18 protein-coding genes are annotated in these 17,250 nt (G+C 69.3%); 13 read left to right on the top strand and 5 right to left on the bottom strand.

The window, feature by feature from the left end:
* The first annotated feature begins 15 nt into the window (after positions 1–15).
* Positions 16–1,617, top strand: a complete 1,602-nt coding sequence (locus tag OHT21_RS03795; protein WP_328766767.1) for a GMC family oxidoreductase — start codon at positions 16–18, stop codon at positions 1,615–1,617.
* A gap of 128 nt (positions 1,618–1,745) precedes the next feature.
* Positions 1,746–3,203 carry a family 1 glycosylhydrolase gene (locus OHT21_RS03790; protein WP_328766766.1) on the top strand — a complete coding sequence of 486 codons (1,458 nt, stop codon included), beginning with the start codon at positions 1,746–1,748 and terminating at the stop codon, positions 3,201–3,203.
* Here the strand turns inward: OHT21_RS03790 and OHT21_RS03785 are convergent.
* On the bottom strand, positions 3,182–3,700 hold the full coding sequence (locus OHT21_RS03785; protein WP_328766765.1) for a MaoC family dehydratase: 519 nt from the start codon (positions 3,698–3,700) through the stop codon (positions 3,182–3,184). The two genes, OHT21_RS03790 and OHT21_RS03785, sit on opposite strands and share 22 nt — an antisense overlap.
* Before the next feature lie 61 nt (positions 3,701–3,761).
* Positions 3,762–4,583 (bottom strand): enoyl-CoA hydratase/isomerase family protein, encoded by an 822-nt coding sequence (locus tag OHT21_RS03780; protein WP_328766764.1) that lies wholly within the window; start codon positions 4,581–4,583, stop codon positions 3,762–3,764.
* A gap of 147 nt (positions 4,584–4,730) precedes the next feature.
* On the opposite strand from OHT21_RS03780, the gene OHT21_RS03775 reads away from it, so the two are divergent.
* From OHT21_RS03775 to OHT21_RS03760, 4 genes are read left to right on the top strand one after another with little or no spacing between them, the layout of a single operon-like run.
* Positions 4,731–5,849, top strand: coding sequence for an acyl-CoA dehydrogenase family protein (locus OHT21_RS03775; protein WP_328766763.1), 1,119 nt, complete (start codon positions 4,731–4,733; stop codon positions 5,847–5,849).
* 20 nt (positions 5,850–5,869) lie between these two features.
* The gene (locus tag OHT21_RS03770) at positions 5,870–7,084 is read left to right on the top strand and encodes an acyl-CoA dehydrogenase family protein (RefSeq protein WP_328766762.1); all 1,215 of its coding nucleotides are present in this window, start codon (positions 5,870–5,872) and stop codon (positions 7,082–7,084) included.
* Positions 7,081–7,611, top strand: coding sequence for a nuclear transport factor 2 family protein (locus OHT21_RS03765; protein ID WP_328766760.1), 531 nt, complete (start codon positions 7,081–7,083; stop codon positions 7,609–7,611). The genes OHT21_RS03770 and OHT21_RS03765 overlap by 4 nt, the downstream gene beginning before the upstream one ends.
* On the top strand, positions 7,608–8,375 hold the full coding sequence (locus OHT21_RS03760; protein ID WP_328766759.1) for an SDR family NAD(P)-dependent oxidoreductase: 768 nt from the start codon (positions 7,608–7,610) through the stop codon (positions 8,373–8,375). Before OHT21_RS03765 ends, OHT21_RS03760 begins: the two co-directional genes overlap by 4 nt.
* A 111-nt stretch (positions 8,376–8,486) precedes the next feature.
* Here OHT21_RS03760 and OHT21_RS03755 read toward each other — a convergent pair whose 3' ends face one another.
* Positions 8,487–9,698 carry a CaiB/BaiF CoA transferase family protein gene (locus OHT21_RS03755; RefSeq protein WP_328766758.1) on the bottom strand — a complete coding sequence of 404 codons (1,212 nt, stop codon included), beginning with the start codon at positions 9,696–9,698 and terminating at the stop codon, positions 8,487–8,489.
* Between the two features lie 144 nt (positions 9,699–9,842).
* On the opposite strand from OHT21_RS03755, the gene OHT21_RS03750 reads away from it, so the two are divergent.
* From OHT21_RS03750 to OHT21_RS03730, 5 genes are all read left to right on the top strand, one after another.
* Positions 9,843–10,337 (top strand): PaaI family thioesterase, encoded by a 495-nt coding sequence (locus OHT21_RS03750; protein ID WP_328766757.1) that lies wholly within the window; start codon positions 9,843–9,845, stop codon positions 10,335–10,337.
* A gap of 6 nt (positions 10,338–10,343) precedes the next feature.
* Positions 10,344–11,213: an enoyl-CoA hydratase-related protein gene (locus tag OHT21_RS03745; RefSeq protein WP_328766756.1), complete on the top strand. Its 870-nt coding sequence runs from the start codon at positions 10,344–10,346 to the stop codon at positions 11,211–11,213.
* A gap of 112 nt (positions 11,214–11,325) precedes the next feature.
* On the top strand, positions 11,326–11,805 hold the full coding sequence (locus OHT21_RS03740; RefSeq protein ID WP_328766755.1) for an FAS1-like dehydratase domain-containing protein: 480 nt from the start codon (positions 11,326–11,328) through the stop codon (positions 11,803–11,805).
* Positions 11,802–12,224 carry a MaoC family dehydratase gene (locus tag OHT21_RS03735; protein WP_328766754.1) on the top strand — a complete coding sequence of 141 codons (423 nt, stop codon included), beginning with the start codon at positions 11,802–11,804 and terminating at the stop codon, positions 12,222–12,224. Before OHT21_RS03740 ends, OHT21_RS03735 begins: the two co-directional genes overlap by 4 nt.
* Position 12,225: 1 nt before the next feature.
* Complete coding sequence (locus tag OHT21_RS03730; RefSeq protein WP_328766753.1) at positions 12,226–13,350, top strand: serine hydrolase domain-containing protein; 1,125 nt, start codon at positions 12,226–12,228, stop codon at positions 13,348–13,350.
* A 39-nt stretch (positions 13,351–13,389) separates the two neighbouring features.
* Here the strand turns inward: OHT21_RS03730 and OHT21_RS03725 are convergent, their stop codons facing one another.
* Complete coding sequence (locus tag OHT21_RS03725) at positions 13,390–14,571, bottom strand: amidohydrolase family protein (RefSeq protein WP_328766752.1); 1,182 nt, start codon at positions 14,569–14,571, stop codon at positions 13,390–13,392.
* A 227-nt stretch (positions 14,572–14,798) separates the two neighbouring features.
* On the bottom strand, positions 14,799–15,602 hold the full coding sequence (locus OHT21_RS03720) for a FadR/GntR family transcriptional regulator (RefSeq protein WP_328766751.1): 804 nt from the start codon (positions 15,600–15,602) through the stop codon (positions 14,799–14,801).
* A gap of 158 nt (positions 15,603–15,760) precedes the next feature.
* Between OHT21_RS03720 and OHT21_RS03715 the strand changes: the two genes are divergently transcribed.
* Both OHT21_RS03715 and OHT21_RS03710 read left to right on the top strand, forming a co-directional pair.
* Positions 15,761–16,603 (top strand): enoyl-CoA hydratase-related protein, encoded by an 843-nt coding sequence (locus OHT21_RS03715; protein ID WP_328766750.1) that lies wholly within the window; start codon positions 15,761–15,763, stop codon positions 16,601–16,603.
* Positions 16,600–17,190, top strand: a complete 591-nt coding sequence (locus tag OHT21_RS03710) for a DUF2889 domain-containing protein (RefSeq protein ID WP_328766748.1) — start codon at positions 16,600–16,602, stop codon at positions 17,188–17,190. The genes OHT21_RS03715 and OHT21_RS03710 overlap by 4 nt, the downstream gene beginning before the upstream one ends.
* Positions 17,191–17,250: the final 60 nt, after the last annotated feature.

Raw genomic sequence — 17,250 nt, 5'->3', positions numbered from 1 at the left:
GTGCCAGGAGACGAGATGACGACGTACGACTACATCGTGGTGGGCGCGGGGTCGGCGGGCTGCGTACTCGCCAACCGCCTCTCCGAGGACCCGAAGACGTCCGTGCTGCTGATCGAGGCGGGCGGCCGGGACACGTCTCCGCTGATCAAGATGCCCAAGGGATTCGGCAAGCTCCTGGGGGATCCGCGGTACGCCTGGCACTACCCCGTCGAACCGGTCGGCAAGACCCGCCGGGTCGAACACTGGGTGCGCGGCAAGGCGCTCGGCGGATCGAGCTCGGTCAACGGCATGGTCTACAACCGCGGAGACCGCGCCGACTACGACGAACTGGAGCGCCTCGGAAACCCCGGCTGGGGCTGGGACACCATGCTGCCGGTCTTCAAGAAGCTCGAGGACAACGCACTCGGCGCCTCCGAACTCCGGGGCGCGGGCGGCCCGTTGCACATCTCCACCGCGTCGAAACCGGAGCCGCTGTGCGAGGAGGCGATCGCCGCCGGGACCGGACTGGGCTGGCAGCGGACCGACGACCTCAACGCGAGCGACGACGAACGCATCGGCTACGCCATGGCCACCATCAAGAACGGGCAGCGGTTCAGCGCCGCGCGCGCCTTTCTGCACCCGGTCGAGGACCGGCCGAACCTGACCGTGACGGTGGACACCCTCGTCACGAAGGTCCTGATCGAGAAGGACAGGGCCGTCGGTGTACGGACCCGCAGTGCGGGCCGGGAGGCCGACATCCGCGCCGGGCGCGAGGTGATCCTCTCCGCCGGCAGCATCGCCACGCCGAAGATCCTCCAGCTGTCGGGCATCGGCCCGGCCGGGACCCTCAAGGAGGCGGGCGTCGACGTCCTGGTGGACAGCCCACACGTAGGCGGCCGGATGCGCGAACACCGCTGCTTCGTCGTCCAGTACCGTCTGAAGGACAACCTCGGCTACAACAAGGCGCTCAGCACCCCACTGCGGCAGGCGTTGTCGGGAGCGAAGTACCTGGCGACCCGCCGTGGACCCCTCGCCGCCCCCGCCTTCGACGTCATCGGCTTCTTCAAGACCCGCCCCGAGCTCGCCCGCCCGGACGCGCAGTTGCTGATCGCACCGGTCTCCCTCAGCCCGGAGATCCCCGGCAAGGAGACCGGCGTGGAGCGCGAACCCGGCGTGATGGGCCTCGGCTATATCCTCCGCCCCACCGCCGAAGGCAGCCTGCACATCACCTCCGCAGACCCCGAAGCGCCGCTCACGATCACGGCGAACTACTACGGGTCCGATCATGACCGAACCGTCGGAACGGCCCTCTTCCGCAGAATGCGCGAACTCTTCGAAACCGAGCCCATCGCCGGACGGATCATGGCCGAAACGCTACCCGGCACCGCCGTCCGCGAGGACCAGGAAATCATCGACGCGGGCCTCGAACACGGGCGCTGCGGCTACCACGCCATCGGCACCTGCGCGATGGGCCCGGCCGAGGACGACGCCGTGGACGCACGCCTGCGTGTACGCGGTGTCGATGGCCTGCGGGTCGTCGACTGCTCGGTCATGCCGACCATGGTGTCGGGCAATCTCAACGGGCCCATCATGGCGATGGCCTGGCACGCGTCCGATCTCATCCGCCACGGGAACTGAAACCTGACCGCCTCCCGACAGAAGCAGGAGATCTGTCCGAAACATTGTCGTAGTTTCGCCGAAGTGTTAGCGTCCGGACGACGTCATTCAGTTGAATGCGTTAAACCATTCCGCCCTGGACGGTGACCATGAGCGATGGTTTCCTGTACGAATCCTTCCGCGGCGTCGACTGGGGAGTCGCCACCGCGGACACCATCGCGGCCCCGCCGCCGCCCCCGCCCGAGCGCGGCGGGCACTTCGGGCAGTGGACCGACGACATCCGACAACTCGTCGGCGTCACCCCGGACTCACACCGGATGGTCGCCGGCTGGCCACGGCTCCAGCCCGACGGCCCCGGCTCCTGGGACCAGGGGGCCCTGGACCGCTGCGACCGCGAACTCGACGCCCTCCTCGAACTCGGCCTGCGCCCCGGCCTGACATTGCTCGACCGGTCACTGCCACCCTGGCTGGAGGCCAGCGGAGGCTGGCTCGACCGCGACACCGCCGAGCACTTCGCCGCGTACGCCGCCGAACTGGGCCGCCGCTTCGGCGACCGCGTCACCCGCTGGATCACCTCCACCGACCTGGCCGGACCCACCCTCGCGGACCACGTGGCCGGGATGTACACACCGGGCCGCGGCATCGGCCGCGCGGGCCTGCCCACCGTCCACCACATCCTGCTCGCCAACGGCCTTGCGACCAGGGCCCTCAGGGCGGCCGGCGTCACCGGCCGGATCGGCACCACGGTCACCCTCGTCAGCGGCTACGCCGCCACCGACGACCCCTTCGACCGCCTCGCCCTCGAGCGCCTGGAGAGCTGGACCAACCGCCTCTTCCTCGACCCCCTGCTGCTCGGCGAACACATGGTGACCGAGGACGACATCTCACCCGTCGAGGCCACCGGCTGCGTACGCCCAGGCGACCTGGAGATCATCAGCACCGGCCAGGACCTGCTCGGCCTGTCCTGGCACACCCCGTTCCGCGTCACCGCACCGGAGAACCTGCCCCGCGTAGTGCCGGCCAACAAGTGCCAGAGCACCCTCAACGAAGTGAACCGCCTGCTCGTCGGCCTCGGCTTCGCGATCACCCCCTTCGACGACGTCGAGACGACGGCGTACGGCTGGCCCATCCTCCCCGAGGCACTCGCCGACGGCGTCGCCGACCTCCACGACCTGTACGGAGACCGGCTGCCCCCGCTGTCCGTCATCGACAACGGCATGGGCGACCTCGACCTGGTCGACGAAACCGGGCACAGCGACGACGCCCGGCGCCGGGTCCTGCTGCGCGCCAGGCTCTCCTGGCTGGGCCGGGTGATCGCTCGGGGCGTGAACGTCTGCGGCTATGAGTACTGGTCCGTGCTCGACAACCTGGAAGCGAAGTTCCGCTACACCCGCCTCTACACGATGGCGGTCCCGGACCATGAGCCGCCGCCGCGCCCGCCGATGCCCTCGGACTGGGTGCATGGTGGAGCGTTCGCCGGCCCCGCCGGATCGGGATCTGCATCCGAATCCGGATCCGCGGACGGTCCCGCGCCCGGTCTGAGCCTGGTGCCGGGCGCTCCCCGCGGACAGAGGGGGCAGCGGGGTCAGAGCGTCGGGGCCCCGTAGTCCCTGCCACGGATCAGCCGCACCGGGGTGTAGACGAGCACGTCCTCGTCCCGCTGGTTGCGTACGGTGATCCGGCTGGTCACCACGCCCCGGCCGGGCTTGCTGGACGCACGCGAGTCCGTGGTCTCCACGACCGCGTACAGGGTGTCGCCGACGTACACCGGCCCCCGCACGGTCAGCTCCATGTGCAGGAAGGCGAGGCCCGTGCCGTGCAGCACGTTCGTCTGGAGGACGAGTCCTTCGGCGATGCAGTACGTCAGCCCGCCCGGCACGAGCCGACCGGTGTAACCGCCCTCCGCGGCGTGCGTGGCGTCCCAGAAGAGCGGCTCGTTGAAGCCGCCCCAGGTGATGAAGTTGACCAGGTCGGTCTCGGTGATGGTGCGGCGGGCGGTCCGGAAGACCTGGCCCTTGGGCATGTCCTCGTAGGTCAACCCCTTTACCAGCGGGGGGACTTCGGTGGTCGCGGCAGTGGCGGTGGCGGTCGGCTCGGACGTCATCGCGGGCTCCTCATGCATCCGTGGATCACGTAGGTCATTTAGGTCATGCAGGTCACGTAGGTCAGAGATCGATCGGGTGCTTGTCGGACACAGCCTCGAAGTCCGGGGCGCGCTTCTCCCGGTGGGCGGCCAGACCTTCCGTGACCTCGTGCCCCCCGAACCCGAAGAACTCCAGACCCAGCGAGGCCTCGAAGATCGGCTGGGCCGTCCGGTACCAGTGGTTGAGGGACCTCTTCGTCCAGCTGATGGCGCTGGCGGAACCGGCCGCAAGGGTCGTCGCGATGCGCAGCCCCTCGGCGTGCACCTGCTCGTCGTCCACGCACTTGGAAACCAGACCGATGCGCTCGGCCTCCGCACCCGTGAGCGCCTCGCAGGTCAGCAGGTAGTACTTGGCCTTGGCCATCCCGCACAGCAGCGGCCAGCAGATCGCCGCGTGGTCGCCGGCCGCGACCCCGAGCCGGGTGTGCCCGTCGACGATCTTCGCCTTGCGTCCGGCGATGGAGATGTCGGCCAGCATGCCGATGACCAGGCCCGCGCCCACGGCCGGACCGTGGATTGCGGAGACCACCGGCTTGGAGCAGTTGATCACTCCGTACACCATGTCCCGGGCCTCCCGCATCACCCGGGCGCGCACCGCGTACTCCTCGGTCAGAGCTTCGATGGAGTCGAAGGTCCCGCCCGCCGAGAACGCCTTGCCGGCGCCCTGCACCAGCACCGCGCGGGTCTCCTCGTCCCGGTCGATCACCGGCCAGATGTCGGCCAGTTCGCCGTGCATCCGCGGATCGACGGCATTGAGATTCGGGCCGTCCAGCACGATGCGGAGCACCCCGGGCGCGGGCCGCTCGAAGGTGAGGCTGGTGAACTCGTCATAGCGGTCGGTCACAACGCACCCCTGGTTCATACAGTGCTTGGTTGGTTCAGTGCCTGGTTCATTCAGTGTGGATACTATAATTATCTAACTGTATCGTGGATGGGTAGCACGCGGGCAACACCGGGAAGCGGGCAGCTCCGGGGACGGGAAAGGCGCGCCATGGATCTCACCTTCGGCGAGGAGCAGGACGAGCTGCGCAAAGTCGTCCGCTCCTTCCTCGCCAGACACTCCACCGAGGCCGACGTACGCCGCCTGGCCGCCGACCCGAAGGGCTACGACCGGGTCGTATGGCGACGGATGGCCACGGAACTCGGGCTCCAAGGGATCGCCATCCCCGAGGCGTACGGCGGCTCGGGCTTCGGTTACGCCGAACTCGGCATCGTCTTCGAGGAAACGGGCCGCGCCCTGCTCTGCGCCCCCTACTTCGCCATCGTGGCCCTCGCCGCCGAGGCACTCCTGCGCTGCGCCGACGAAGCGGCCCGCCTCGCCTACCTGCCGGGCATCGCCTCCGGCGACACCATGGCCACCCTCGCCCTGACCGAGGCGGACGGCCGCTGGGACGAGCAAGGCATCCGGCTCAACGCCTCGAAGACAGCAGGGAGTTGGCGGCTGACGGGGGCGAAGACGTACGTCCCCGACGGCCACCTCTCCGATCTGCTGCTGGTCGCCGCCCGTACCCCCTCCGGCGTCAGCCTCTTCGCCGTCGAGAGCGACGCACCAGGCGTCACCCGCACCGCGCTCCCCACCCTCGACCAGACCCGCAAGCAGGCACAGATCGACTTCAGCGACACCCCCGCCCGGCTGCTGGGCACCGAAGGCGCGGCCTGGCCGGCGATCGAGCGCACCCTCGCCACCGCCTCCGTACTGCTGGCCGCCGAACAGGTCGGGGGAGCCGCCGCCGCACTGGACGCCTCCGTGGCGTACGCCAAGATCCGCGAACAGTACGGGCGGGCCATCGGCTCGTTCCAGGGCATCAAGCACAAGTGCGCGGACATGCTGGTCGAGATCGAGTCGGCTCGCTCGGCGGCGTACGGCGGACTGTGGGCGCTTGACGCGGGAGACGAGGCGGAGATCGCGATCGCCGCGGCCCTCGCCCAGGCCTTCTGCTCGGAGGCGTTCACCAAGGTCGCTGGCGAGAACATCCAGGTGCACGGCGGCATCGGCTTCACCTGGGAACACCCCGCGCACCTCTACCTCAAGCGGGCCAAGAGCTCCGAGGTGCTGCTCGGCACGCCCTCGTACCACCGGGAGCTGCTCGCCACCCGGCTCGGCATCTGAATCCCCTGGAGGACGTAAGCATGGAGCTGGACTTCGGGCCCGCGGTACGGGACTTCCGGGACGAGTTGCGGAACTGGCTGGCCGAGCACCTGGTGGGCGAGTTCGCCGCACACCGGGGCGTCGGCGGCCCCACCGACGGCGCCGCCTGGGACGTCCGGCTCGCCTGGGACCGCGAACTGTCCGCCGGGAACTGGCTGGGAATCAGCTGGCCGCGCGAGTACGGCGGACGCGGGCTCGGCCTGCTCGAGGAGATCGTCTTCGAGTACGAGTACGCGCGGGCCAACGCCCCGTACCGTGCCACCGGCAACGCCCTCGACCTGCTCGGCCCGATGCTGCTCGCGATGGGCAGCGAGGAGCAGAAGAAACGCTTCCTGCCGCCCATCCTCGCCGTCGAGGAGCTGTGGGGGCAGGGCTTCAGCGAACCGGGCGCCGGTTCCGATCTGGCGTCCGTACGCACCCGCGCCGAGCGGGACGATGGGGGCACCTCCCGCTCGAGCGGAGCCGAGAGTGGGGGAGACTGGGTGGTCAACGGGCAGAAGGTGTGGACGTCCTTCGGGATCCACGCCGACTGGCTCTACGTACTCGTCCGCACCGACCCGGACTCCCAGCGGCACAAGGGGCTGAGCATGCTGCTCGTCCCCGCCGACCAACCGGGCGTGGACATCCGGCCGATCCGCAACCTGGCGGGCCAGGACGAGTTCGCCGAGATCTTCCTCTCCGACGCCCGCACCGGCGCGGACATGGTGGTGGGCGAGGTCGGCCAGGGCTGGCGCACCGCGATGGGCACCCTCGGTATCGAACGCGGCACCACGCTCCTGCCCCAGCAGCTCACCTTCGAGCGGGAGGCCGACGCCCTGATCGAGCTGGCCCGCGAACGCGGTGCGCTGCACGACCCGATGCTGCGCCGCCGGATCGTGGATGCCTGGATCTCCGTACGCATCATGCGCACCACCAATATGCGGACCGTCGCCGAACTGGTCGCGGGCCGCACACCCGGAGCGCAGTCCACCACGGCGAAGCTGTACGCCTCGATGCGGCACCAGCAACTGGGCCATCTCGCCATGGAGTTGGCGGGACCGGCCGGACAGATCATCGGCGAGGACTACGAACTCGACACCCGGCAGCGCTCGTTCCTGCTCTCCCTCGCGGAAACGATCTACGGCGGCTCGAGCGAGATCCAGCGCAACATCATCGGCGAACATCTCCTCGGCCTGCCCAAGGACCCACGGCCATGAGCCCAGCCGACATCCAGGCTCTCGAGGACCGCATCGACCGCGTCGAATCGCAGCTCGCCATCCAGCAACTCCCCATCCGCTACGCCCTCGCCGTGGACGCCCGCGACCTCGACGCCTGGACCGGCTGCTTCCGCCCCGACGTCGACATGGGCCGCCACGGCCGCGGCCGGCAGGTCCTGCGCGCCCACATCGAGCCCCAACTGCGCGGTTTCCGCCGCTCCGTTCACCAGATCTGCGGCCACCGCATCGAGTTCACCGGCCGTGACACGGCGACCGGCGCGGTCTACTGCCGGGCCGAGCACGAGGTGGGGGAGCGGTGGATCGTGATGGCGATCTGTTACTGGGACGAGTACGCGCGGGTGGACGGCGAGTGGTACTTCTCCCGCCGCCGTGAACAGCACTGGTACGCGGCCGATGTCACCGAGCGGCCCCAAGCGGTGGACTTCAAGGGCTGGCCGGGAGCCGGAGAACCGGCCTTGCCGGACGCCTTTCCCGCATGGGCACTCTTCTGGAAGGAAACGACATGACGGAGCGACGTACGCGGCTGGCCGGGAAGGTGGCCCTGGTCACCGGAGGCGGACAGGGCGTGGGACGCGGGATCGCGCTCGCCCTGGCCACCGAGGGGGCGGCGGTGGTGATCTCGGGCCGTACCGCGAGCAAGCTGAAGGACACGGCCGCCGAAATCGCCGAGCGCGGCGGGCGGGCGTACACCGTGGCCGGTGACGTCGGCGAGCGCGACGACGTCGACCGCATGGTGGCCGAGACGGTACGGGAGTTCGGCGCGCTGGACGTCCTCGTCAACAACGCGCAGTCGTCGGTGCAGCGCAAGCTGGAGAAGACGTCGTACGACGATGTCGAACTCACCTACCGCAGTGGTCCGTTGGCGACCTTCCACGCGATGCTGGCCGCCCTGCCCCACCTCAAGGAGAGCCGGGGCAGCGTCGTGAACCTCGGCTCGTCCGCCGCGGTGCAGGGCGATCCGACGTTCGGCGCGTACGCGATGGCCAAGGAGGCGATCCGCGGGCTGAGTCGGGTGGCCGCGCGGGAGTGGGGCGCGTACGGAATCCGGGTCAACGTTGTCTGCCCGGCCGCCCTGAGCCCGGCCGCCGAGGACTACCTCGCCGCCCACCCGGAGAAGGCCGGACCGCTGTACGCCGGGATCCCGCTGGGCCGCCTCGGTGACCCCGAGGCGGACATCGGCCGCGCGGTGGCGGCGCTGGTCAGCGAGGACATGGCGTATCTGACCGGCGCGACGCTGATGCTGGAGGGCGGCCGGACGCTGATCGGCTGACGGACGGCCGCCCCACGTAGGGTCACTCAGGCCCTTCGCGCGGCCGCCCGCACCGCACCCGTAGGTAGTCCGCACGGCCATTCAGGCCGTGCGCACAGCCGATTCAGGTCGTCATACGACGCCCCGCGCCCGCAGCTCGACAAGCTGGTCCTCCGTCACTCCGGCCAGCCCGCCGAGTACTTCGGCGGTGTGCTCGCCCAGCGACGGCGGCGGCGCATAGTCCCCGACGGGAGTCGCCGAGAGGCGCAGCGGGTTGGCAAGCAGCGGCAGCCGCCCCGACACCGGGTCCTCGACCTCCACCAGCATCTCCCGGTGCTGGACCTGCGGATCGGCGAAGACCTCGGGCAGTTCGTTGATCGGCCCGGCCGGGACATCGTGCGCGTCGAACGCGGCCAGCCACTCGTCCCGGGTCCTGGTCCGCAGGATCTCCTCCAGTACGGGCACGATCTCGTCCCGGTGGGTGATCCGTGCGGCGGTCGTGGCGAACCGCGGATCCTGGAGCAGTTCGCCGTGGTCGACCGCCGCGCAGAAGGCCGCGAACTGCTTGTCGTTGCCGGCGACGACGAAGATGGGCTTGTCCTCGCACTGGAACGCCTGGGACGGGATCCCGCCGTAGCCGCCGTTGGCCCGGCGCCGCGGGACCTCGCCGGAGACCAGGTAGTTCATCGCGAAGTGCGAGAGCGTGGCGAGCCCGCAGTCCAGCAGGGACAGGTCGATGAACTGGCCCTCGCCGGTGACGTCCCGGTGCCGCAGGGCCGCGAGGATCGCGGTGGAGGCGTAGAGCCCGGTGAGGATGTCGATCATGCTGATGCCGACCTTCATCGGCTCCTCCGGATGCCCTGAGACGCTCATCATTCCGGACATGGCCTGGAAGATGCCGTCGTAGCCGGGGCGAGAGGCGTACGGGCCGGTCTGCCCGAAGCCGGTGACGGAGAGGTAGACCAGCCGCGGGTTGAGCGCGCGCAGGCTCTCCTGGTCGAGGCCGTACTTCGCCAGGGTGCCCGCGCGGAAGTTCTCGACGACGACGTCCGAGCACGCGGCCAGCGAGCGGATCAACTCCTGCCCCTCGGCGGTGGCGTGATTGACGGTGACCGACTTCTTGTTGCGGTTGCAGGCGAGGAAGAAGGCGGCGGTGTCCGTCGGTTCGCCGTCGCGGTCAGTGAGGAACGGGGGCCCGTACGTCCGCGAGTCGTCACCGACTCCGGGACGCTCGATCTTGATCACCTCCGCGCCCAGATCGGCCAGCGTCTGGGTGGCGAGTGGCGCCGCGAGGATACGGGACAGATCGAGGACGCGGATCCCGGCCAGGGCGGTCGACGGCATCAAGAGCCTCCCGTTTACGATGAATGAGTTAGATAAATAATACATCTGGCGGGGCTCAGGTGTAGCCTCATGATTGCTGCAACTATCCAAATCATGTAACTATATAGCCTGCGCTTGAGGAAGCCTGGACTGGAAGGTGCGCGGATGACCGTCACGGCGAGGACCCTCACCGACCAGGAACAACGCGAGCGCCGCGAGTGGTTCCGGGCCCGCTGGGAACGCGGGGTCAAGTTCAACCGCAGCGCCGGTATGCGCGTCCTGCGCTGGGACCCGGACGGCATCGAGATGACGATGCCCTTCACCGAGGCGCTCTCGGCCCACGAAGGCGTCTTCCACGGCGGAGTCGTCTCGGCGCTGATCGACACCGCGGGCTCGGGAGCCGTGATCGCCGGCCATGACTTCACCAAGGGCAGCCTGCTCAGCACCGTCTCCATGTCGGTGCAGTACCTCGCGCCCGCCCGCGGCCACGCGGCCATCGCGTACGCGCGCTGCGTCCGACGCGGCAGCCGCCTCCACTTCGCCGAGGTCGATGTACGCATGCCGGACGGCCGCGTCTGCGCCCGGGGCCAGGTGGTCGTGAGCATTTCCGGGGAGCGAGCCGGCGTCGGCGACCCCGTCGAACCCTTTGCCGAGGAGTGACACACGATGACCGAACAGCCCACAGAAGACCTGGTGTTGTACGAGGTCGACGAGGACGGTGTCGCCACCGTGACCCTCAACCGGCCCGAGCGCAAGAACGCCTGGAGCATCCCCATGGAGCAGCGGTTCTTCGCGCTCCTGGACGAGGCCGCAGTCGACCCCGCCGTCCGCGTCATCATCATCACCGGGGCGGGCAAGGCGTTCTGCCCCGGCATGGACGTCCAGCGCCTTGAGCAGAACTCCCAGCCCGGCGAGTCCCTCAACCTCCAGGCCCGCGTGCCCATGTACAGCCGGCGCAACATGCCGAAGCCCCTGATCGCCGCTGTCAACGGCGCCTGCGCGGGCATCGGCCTCATCCAGGCGCTGATCTGCGACGTCCGCTTCGCCGCCCGCGGCGCCCGCTTCACCACCGCCTTCACCCGGCGCGGACTGGCCGGCGAGTACAACCTGCCGTACGTGCTGCCGCGCGTCATCGGCTTGGAGAACGCGCTCGACCTGCTGCTCTCCGGTCGAGTCTTCGACGCCGACGAAGCCAAAGAACTGGGGCTCGTCAGTCGCGTCGTCGAGCCGGATCAGCTTCTCGACGCTGCCCGTGCGTACGCCCGCGACATCGCCCGCAACTGCTCTCCGCGCGCCATGGCCGTAGTACGCCACCAGGTGTACGGCGACCTCGACCGCGGCTTCACCGACGCCCTGGCCCGCAGCTACTCGGCGATGGAGTTCTTCGCGGGCTCGCCGGACTTCCGCGAGGGGGTGGCGAGCTTCGTGGAGAAACGGGAGCCCAAGTTCGAGGGCCTGCCCCCGGACTTCGACCCGAACGAGGCGACACGCGACGCGTTCCTCCCGTACGCAAGCGCTCCGCTGGAAGCACGGTAATGAACCCGCGGGCCGGTGGGGGTTGCTCGCGCAGTTCCCCGCGCCCCTTAAGGAGCGTCCACCGCACCGGACTTGACCAGGGCCGCTTTTCTGACCACGAGGAGAACCAACGATGACAGGGCACCCGTTCCCCGTCGAGGCCGGGCACATTCTGATGTTCGCCCGGGCCATCGGCGACGAGAATCCGGCGTACGAGCAGCTCGCCCCGCCCACCTTCACCTGGGCGAGCGCCCACTTCGATCCCGACTGCCACCTGCGGCCGAAGCCCGGCGAGGAGTGGTTCGGCTCCGGAGCCGGTCCGGGCGTGATGCCGGAGGGCGGCGGAGGGCTGCACGCCGAACAGCACTTCGAGTACCACCGTCCGGTACGCGTTGGGGAGACGCTGTACGCCCACACCGTGCCGGGCCGCAGCTGGCAGAAGCAGGGCCGCACGGGACGCCTGCTGTTCAGCGAACGCATCACGGAGTACCGGGACGCCGACGGCGAACCGGTCGTCAGCGCCCGGACCGTGGCCGTCGTGCCTGAGGGCCCCGCCACCCCCAAGTCCGAGGAACCGGCGAACAGTTCCACCGGAAAGGACGACAGCCGATGAGCCCGTACGCGGATGACATCAAGGTCGGCGAGACCCGCGAGAGCGTACTCGTCGACGATCTCAAGCGCACCCGGATCGTGCAGTACGCGGGCGCCTCCGGCGACTTCAATCCGCTGCACACCGACCACGTCTTCGCCACCGAAGCCGCCGGCTACCCCGGGGTCTTCGCCCACGGGATGATGACGATGGGCATGACCGGCCGGGTCCTCACCGACTGGGTCGGCATCGAACCGCTGCTGAGCTACGGGGTCCGCTTCAAGGCGCAGGTCTGGCCCGGCGACACCCTGATCGCCACGGCGACCGTCGAGTCCATCGAGGACACGCCCGCCGGACCGGTCGCCCACTTCTCGCTGCGTACCGTCAACCAGCACGGCGCCGAGGTCGTCACCGGCACCGCGACCGTCCGCCTGGAGTCCTGACATGCCCGGCCACGTGCCCGTCGCGCCCGAAACAGTGGGCGTCGACGGGCACCGGCTCGACGTACTGCTGCGCCGCATCAGGCTCGAAGTGGAGCACGGCCCGCTCCCGTCGGCGCAGGTCGCCGTCGCCAGGGGCGGCCGACTGGTGGCCTACGAGACCTGGGGTGACGCGGATCCCGGCACGCGCTACATCCTGCAGTCCGTCGGCCGCTCGATCGTCGCCGGAGCCGTGTGGAAGCTGATGGGCGACGGACTGCTCGACCTCGGTGAGCAAGTCGCCGCGATCATCCCGGAGTTCGGAACGAACGGGAAGGAGGCGGTCACGGTCGAGCAGGTGCTCACCCACACCGCCGGCTTCCCTTTCGCCCCGCTCGGCCACCCGAAGATGCTCGACCGGGAGCAGCGGCTCGCCGCCTTCGGCCGCTGGCGCCTCGACTATCCGCCGGGCAGCCGCTTCCAGTTCCATCTCACCTCGGCCGCCTGGCTGATCGCCGAGATCACCGAGCGGCGTACGGGGCTGCCCTTCGCCGACTACCTGCGCGAGCGGATCGTACGGCCGCTGGGCCTGACCTCGATCGAACTGGGCGTCCCCGTCGACCGGCAGCCCGGCACGGTCGCCCCGATGACTGCCACCGACCGCACCGACGACGACCAGGAACCCGACCCCTGGGGACCCTGGTACCTGTCCGACCCGCGGGTGCTGGCGGCGGGCGAACCCAGTCACGCACTCGTCGCCACCGCTGCCGATGTCGCCCTCTACTTCCAGGCGTTGGAGCACTCGGGCCTGTGGAAGCCGGAGGCGGTGGCCGAGGGAATCAGGATCCGGCTGACCGAGCATCCGTATGGCGACCAGCTCTACGGCGGCGGAGGCAGCCGGCGCACCAGCATGGGACTGTTCGTCACCGTCGCCGGCCCCGATGCGGGTAGCCAACTCCCGTCCACCGGCTCGCCGTTGCTCTTCGGGAGCGCCGGAGCCGCGTACCAACTGGGCTTCATGGACCCGGAGTCCGGCCTGTCCTTCGCTCTGCTGAGCAACGGCTACCCGCTCGCCGGTTACGACCACTCACGGCGCGGCACCGCGCTGATGACGAACATCGCGAACCTGGCGGCGGACCTGGTCGACTGACCGGGTCCGCCGCCAGGCGGGGACTGAGGAACAGAACGCTCAGCGGCTCACCAGCTGCTGGGCGTTGTTGTACATGATGTCGTCCTGGACCGACTCATCCAGCTCCGCGAGGAGCTTGCGGTAGTCGGCCGGGTTCGCGATGCCCTCCGCGTGCGGGAAGTCCGAGCCCATCACGATGGACTCGTGGTAGCCGAGCCGCTTCACCAAGCTCGGGATGTCGTCCTCGGGGTAGGGCACCACGCGGATGTGCTTGCGGAAGATCTGGCTCGGGCGCTCCGCCAACTGACCGCCGATCCACGGCCCGTTGCGGCCCATGCCCCGGCTCTTGTCCATGTGCCGGACGAAGTGCGGCACCCATTCGGCGCCGAACTCGGAGACCAGGACGTTGATGTCGGGGAACCGCTCGAAGAGGTTGTCGAAGATGAGCGCGGACAGCGTCTCCTCGATCGGGCGCTGGCCGTAGGTGTTCATCCACTGCCAGGCGGACATCCGGAAGTGGATCGGGTTCGGGTCGTGGCCCCAGGCCGGGGCGACGTGCGAGTTGTAGTAGAACTCGCTGATGTGGTAGCAGACGCTGGCCTTGGCCTCGTTGACCAGCTTCCAGAACGGGTCGAAGTACGGGTCGCCCGGTGAGCGCCCGTACTGGGGCCCGGTCGGCAGCATGATGAACCGGGCGCCCTTGTTCAGGACGAACTCCAGCTCCTTCACCGCGCTGTCGAGGTCGCGCAGCGAGAGCAGGGCGGGGGAGTAGATCCGGTCCTGGTAGTTGAAGCCCCACACCTCGTCCATATAGCGGTTGAACGAGTGGTAGTTGGCGTAGAGCGGCTCGACCCCGCGTACGTATTCCTCGGCGACCAGGGCCCAGCCGCCGGGGTACATGATCGTCTGGTCCAGGCCCTGCTCGTCCATGATCCGCAGCCGGGCCTCACGGTTCTGGTAGGCCTCGTGCATCGGCTCGAACTGGTACGTCTCGTCGGGGTTGCCCGAGGCCATCGCCTTGAGCATCTCCTTGAGCGAGCCGGGCCGGTAGACCTGCCCGAACTCCGGCTCCAGACAGACCACGATCCTGTCTCCCGCGAGGATGACCTCACGGCCGTCCGGCAGCGTCACGGGGGCCACGGCCTGACCGAGGTACTCCTTGGGAAGGTAGCGGGTGAAGGAATCCCGCTCCTCGTACATGTGCTGGTCACAGTCGAAGATCCGCTTACGCTGTTCGGCCATCGCCGTTGCCTCCCGACACCCCAGAGCTATTCAGTGCTCCTCCTATAATTATCTAACTGTTTCAAGAGTGCAAGGGCGGCGGCGGGCGAGGGGGTGAGCGGGTGACGGGATTGGGGCGTGGGGGTCGGGGTGGCGGGCGCCGGACATGCCACGGGCCCGCCGGTCGGCCGGCGGGCCCGAAGGGAGTGGCGTGTGATCCCGTTGGTGGTGGGATGCGGATCGCGTGGTCAGTCGATGAGCTCCAGGACCGTCTTCGGGCCGGCCGAGTTGACGACGTCGTCCGCGCTGGAGATGTGGCGCTGCCACAGCTTCTCGGCCTCGTCCGCCTTGCCCGACTCGATCAGGCCCACCAGCCGTACGTGCGCACGGTGGCCCTTGAGCGCCTGGGCCTTCTGGGTCTCGGTGTCGGCGGCGGCAGCGGTGTACGAGGCGTTGGCGCGGTCGACGATGTTGCGCAGCATGCCGCAGAGCAGGATCAGGGTCTGGTTGCCGGTCAGTTCGACCAGCAGGGCGTGGAAGGCGTCCTGGGCGTCGACCAGGGCGAGCGGGTCGTCGAGTACGGCCTTCTCGGCGGCCACCGCCTCGCGCAGTCGCTTGATGTCCGCCGCCGTGTGCTTCGCGGCGAGCTGGCGCGCGCACGGCGGCTCGATCAGCGCCGCCGCGCGGTAGACGTCGCCGAGGGTGGCGCCGCGGTACTCGAGGATGAGACCGGCGAAACGGGCCGCGACATCGGCGTCCGGCGCGCTCACCCGGGCGCCGCCGTGCGCTCCGCGGCGCACCGTGATCAGCGACTCGGACTCCAGTACGCGAAAGGCCTCGCGCAGCGTCGGCCGGGAGATGCCGAACTGCTCCATCAATCCCGACTCCGGCGGCAGTGCGTCGCCGGGCTTCAGTTCGCCCCGTACGATCTGGCGGCGCAGATGTCCGGCGACCAGCTCGGCCGTCTTCGGAACACGCACCTGGCGCCCGACGCGTGCGCGGGAGGGTACGGGCACGGTGGGTACTTCTGCTGCGCCGGCTGCCTCGGCCACGACGGACACTCCTCGTTGTGATCGATCCCGTCCACTTTGCCTGATATAGCAAAATGAATCTTCTTAATGCACCGAGGGTACCAGGTCAAGGGGCCGGTGATCACCTCTCCTGTGATATAGATGATTCATCTAGCTATAAATGCGGGAGGGGCTGCTCGATGACCGAGAAACCGACCCCGGTGATCCTCACCGAACTGACCGGCGACGGGGTCATGCTGCTCACCCTGAACCGGCCCGAGCGGCACAATGCCTGGACCCTGGAGATGGAGCTGCTCTACAACGAGCTGTTCGACCGCGCCGAGAAGGATCCGGCGGTACGGGCCGTCGTCCTCACCGGTGCCGGCCGCAGCTTCTGCCCGGGCATGGACATGAGCGTGCTGGACGGCGCCTCCTCCGGAGCCCGGCCCTGGCCGACCGATCAACTGCCGCCCCGTACACGCCCGATGACCTTTCCCAAGCCCGTCGTGGCGGCCGTCAACGGCGCCTGCGCCGGCATCGGCTTCAACCAGGCCGTGATGTGCGACGTTCGGTTCGCCGTGCCCGGCGCCAAGTTCGCCGCCGCCTTCAGCGCGCGCGGACTCGTGGCGGAGGACGGCGTGTCCTGGATCCTGCCGCGGCTCGTCGGCTACGGGAACGCCGGCGACCTGCTGCTCTCCTCACGCCGCATCACCGGCACGGAAGCGCTCACGATGGGCCTCGTCAACCGGCTGTACGAACCCGACGAACTCCTCCCGGCCGCCCTCGAGTACGCCACCGAACTGGCCCGCTCGTCCAGCCCGTACGCCATGTCCCTCATCAAGCGACAACTCGCCGAGGACCAGGCGCGGACCTTCGTCGAGAGCCGCGACGCCGCGGCGCGGCTGCTGGCGACGGCGAAGCGGGCGCCGGACTACCGGGAGGGCGTACGCAGCTTCATCGAGCGGCGTCAGCCGGAGTTCGCGGCGCTGGGGGAGTCGGCGGCGTTGGGAGAGCCGGCGGTGCTGGGGGAGGAGCCGTCGTGACGCGGGCCGAGGTGCCGCTGCATCGTCGGACGGTCAGCGTCACCGCGTATGACGAGGGCGGTGGCGAGATCTCCGTCGAGGCCGAACTGCGGGACGAGCGGCCCTGGGTGGCCGATCCGGACGCCGGAGTTGTGCACCGGATGGTGCTTGCCGTGCGGGTTCGGCTGGCGGACATGGTCATCGTGGCGGCCGATGCGGATATGCGCACGTTTCCGCACGCCGAGTGTCCGTTGATCACGCCGGTCTTTGGTGAGCTGGTGGGGCTCAGCGTGGCTGCCGGCTACAACCGGGCGATCCAGGACCGGTTTCGTGGGGTGTCCGGGTGCTCTCATCTGTATGAGCTGGCGCGGGTGTTGGGGCCTGCCGTGGTGCAGGCCGGGATCTCCGCCAATGCCGGGCTTCGGATGGCCGGGCGGCCCTCGGATGGCCCGCGTTCCACGGCGGGGGTGCTGAACAGCTGCCATATCTGGGCGCCTGGTGGGGTGGGGCTGCGGAAGCTGGATGCGGGGTGGCGGCCGGGGACGGGGCCGCGGCCTGTGCCGGAGGTCGAGGTGTTCGAGCCAAGATCCTCGACAGAGTCAAGCTGAGGGCGAGTGCCAGTACGCACAACCGGGTCCGGGAAAGCGGACCTGGCTGCTGCCTGAGGC

The organism is Streptomyces sp. NBC_00286 (genome assembly GCF_036173125.1).
Lineage (GTDB): Bacteria > Actinomycetota > Actinomycetes > Streptomycetales > Streptomycetaceae > Streptomyces.
The sequence above is the reverse complement of the archived record's forward strand: the minus strand, read 5'-3'. Positions and strand labels throughout refer to the sequence as shown.

What these genes read in the sequence shown, in the direction of transcription:
- OHT21_RS03795 (WP_328766767.1), top strand. Translation starts at nt 16, where the DNA reads ATGACGACGTACGACTACATCGTGGTGGGCGCGGGGTCGGCGGGCTGC.
- OHT21_RS03790 (WP_328766766.1), top strand. Translation starts at nt 1,746, where the DNA reads ATGAGCGATGGTTTCCTGTACGAATCCTTCCGCGGCGTCGACTGGGGA.
- OHT21_RS03785 (WP_328766765.1), bottom strand. Translation starts at nt 3,700, where the DNA reads ATGACGTCCGAGCCGACCGCCACCGCCACTGCCGCGACCACCGAAGTC.
- OHT21_RS03775 (WP_328766763.1), top strand. Translation starts at nt 4,731, where the DNA reads ATGGATCTCACCTTCGGCGAGGAGCAGGACGAGCTGCGCAAAGTCGTC.
- OHT21_RS03770 (WP_328766762.1), top strand. Translation starts at nt 5,870, where the DNA reads ATGGAGCTGGACTTCGGGCCCGCGGTACGGGACTTCCGGGACGAGTTG.
- OHT21_RS03765 (WP_328766760.1), top strand. Translation starts at nt 7,081, where the DNA reads ATGAGCCCAGCCGACATCCAGGCTCTCGAGGACCGCATCGACCGCGTC.
- OHT21_RS03760 (WP_328766759.1), top strand. Translation starts at nt 7,608, where the DNA reads ATGACGGAGCGACGTACGCGGCTGGCCGGGAAGGTGGCCCTGGTCACC.
- OHT21_RS03755 (WP_328766758.1), bottom strand. Translation starts at nt 9,698, where the DNA reads ATGCCGTCGACCGCCCTGGCCGGGATCCGCGTCCTCGATCTGTCCCGT.
- OHT21_RS03750 (WP_328766757.1), top strand. Translation starts at nt 9,843, where the DNA reads ATGACCGTCACGGCGAGGACCCTCACCGACCAGGAACAACGCGAGCGC.
- OHT21_RS03745 (WP_328766756.1), top strand. Translation starts at nt 10,344, where the DNA reads ATGACCGAACAGCCCACAGAAGACCTGGTGTTGTACGAGGTCGACGAG.
- OHT21_RS03740 (WP_328766755.1), top strand. Translation starts at nt 11,326, where the DNA reads ATGACAGGGCACCCGTTCCCCGTCGAGGCCGGGCACATTCTGATGTTC.
- OHT21_RS03735 (WP_328766754.1), top strand. Translation starts at nt 11,802, where the DNA reads ATGAGCCCGTACGCGGATGACATCAAGGTCGGCGAGACCCGCGAGAGC.
- OHT21_RS03730 (WP_328766753.1), top strand. Translation starts at nt 12,226, where the DNA reads ATGCCCGGCCACGTGCCCGTCGCGCCCGAAACAGTGGGCGTCGACGGG.
- OHT21_RS03725 (WP_328766752.1), bottom strand. Translation starts at nt 14,571, where the DNA reads ATGGCCGAACAGCGTAAGCGGATCTTCGACTGTGACCAGCACATGTAC.
- OHT21_RS03715 (WP_328766750.1), top strand. Translation starts at nt 15,761, where the DNA reads ATGACCGAGAAACCGACCCCGGTGATCCTCACCGAACTGACCGGCGAC.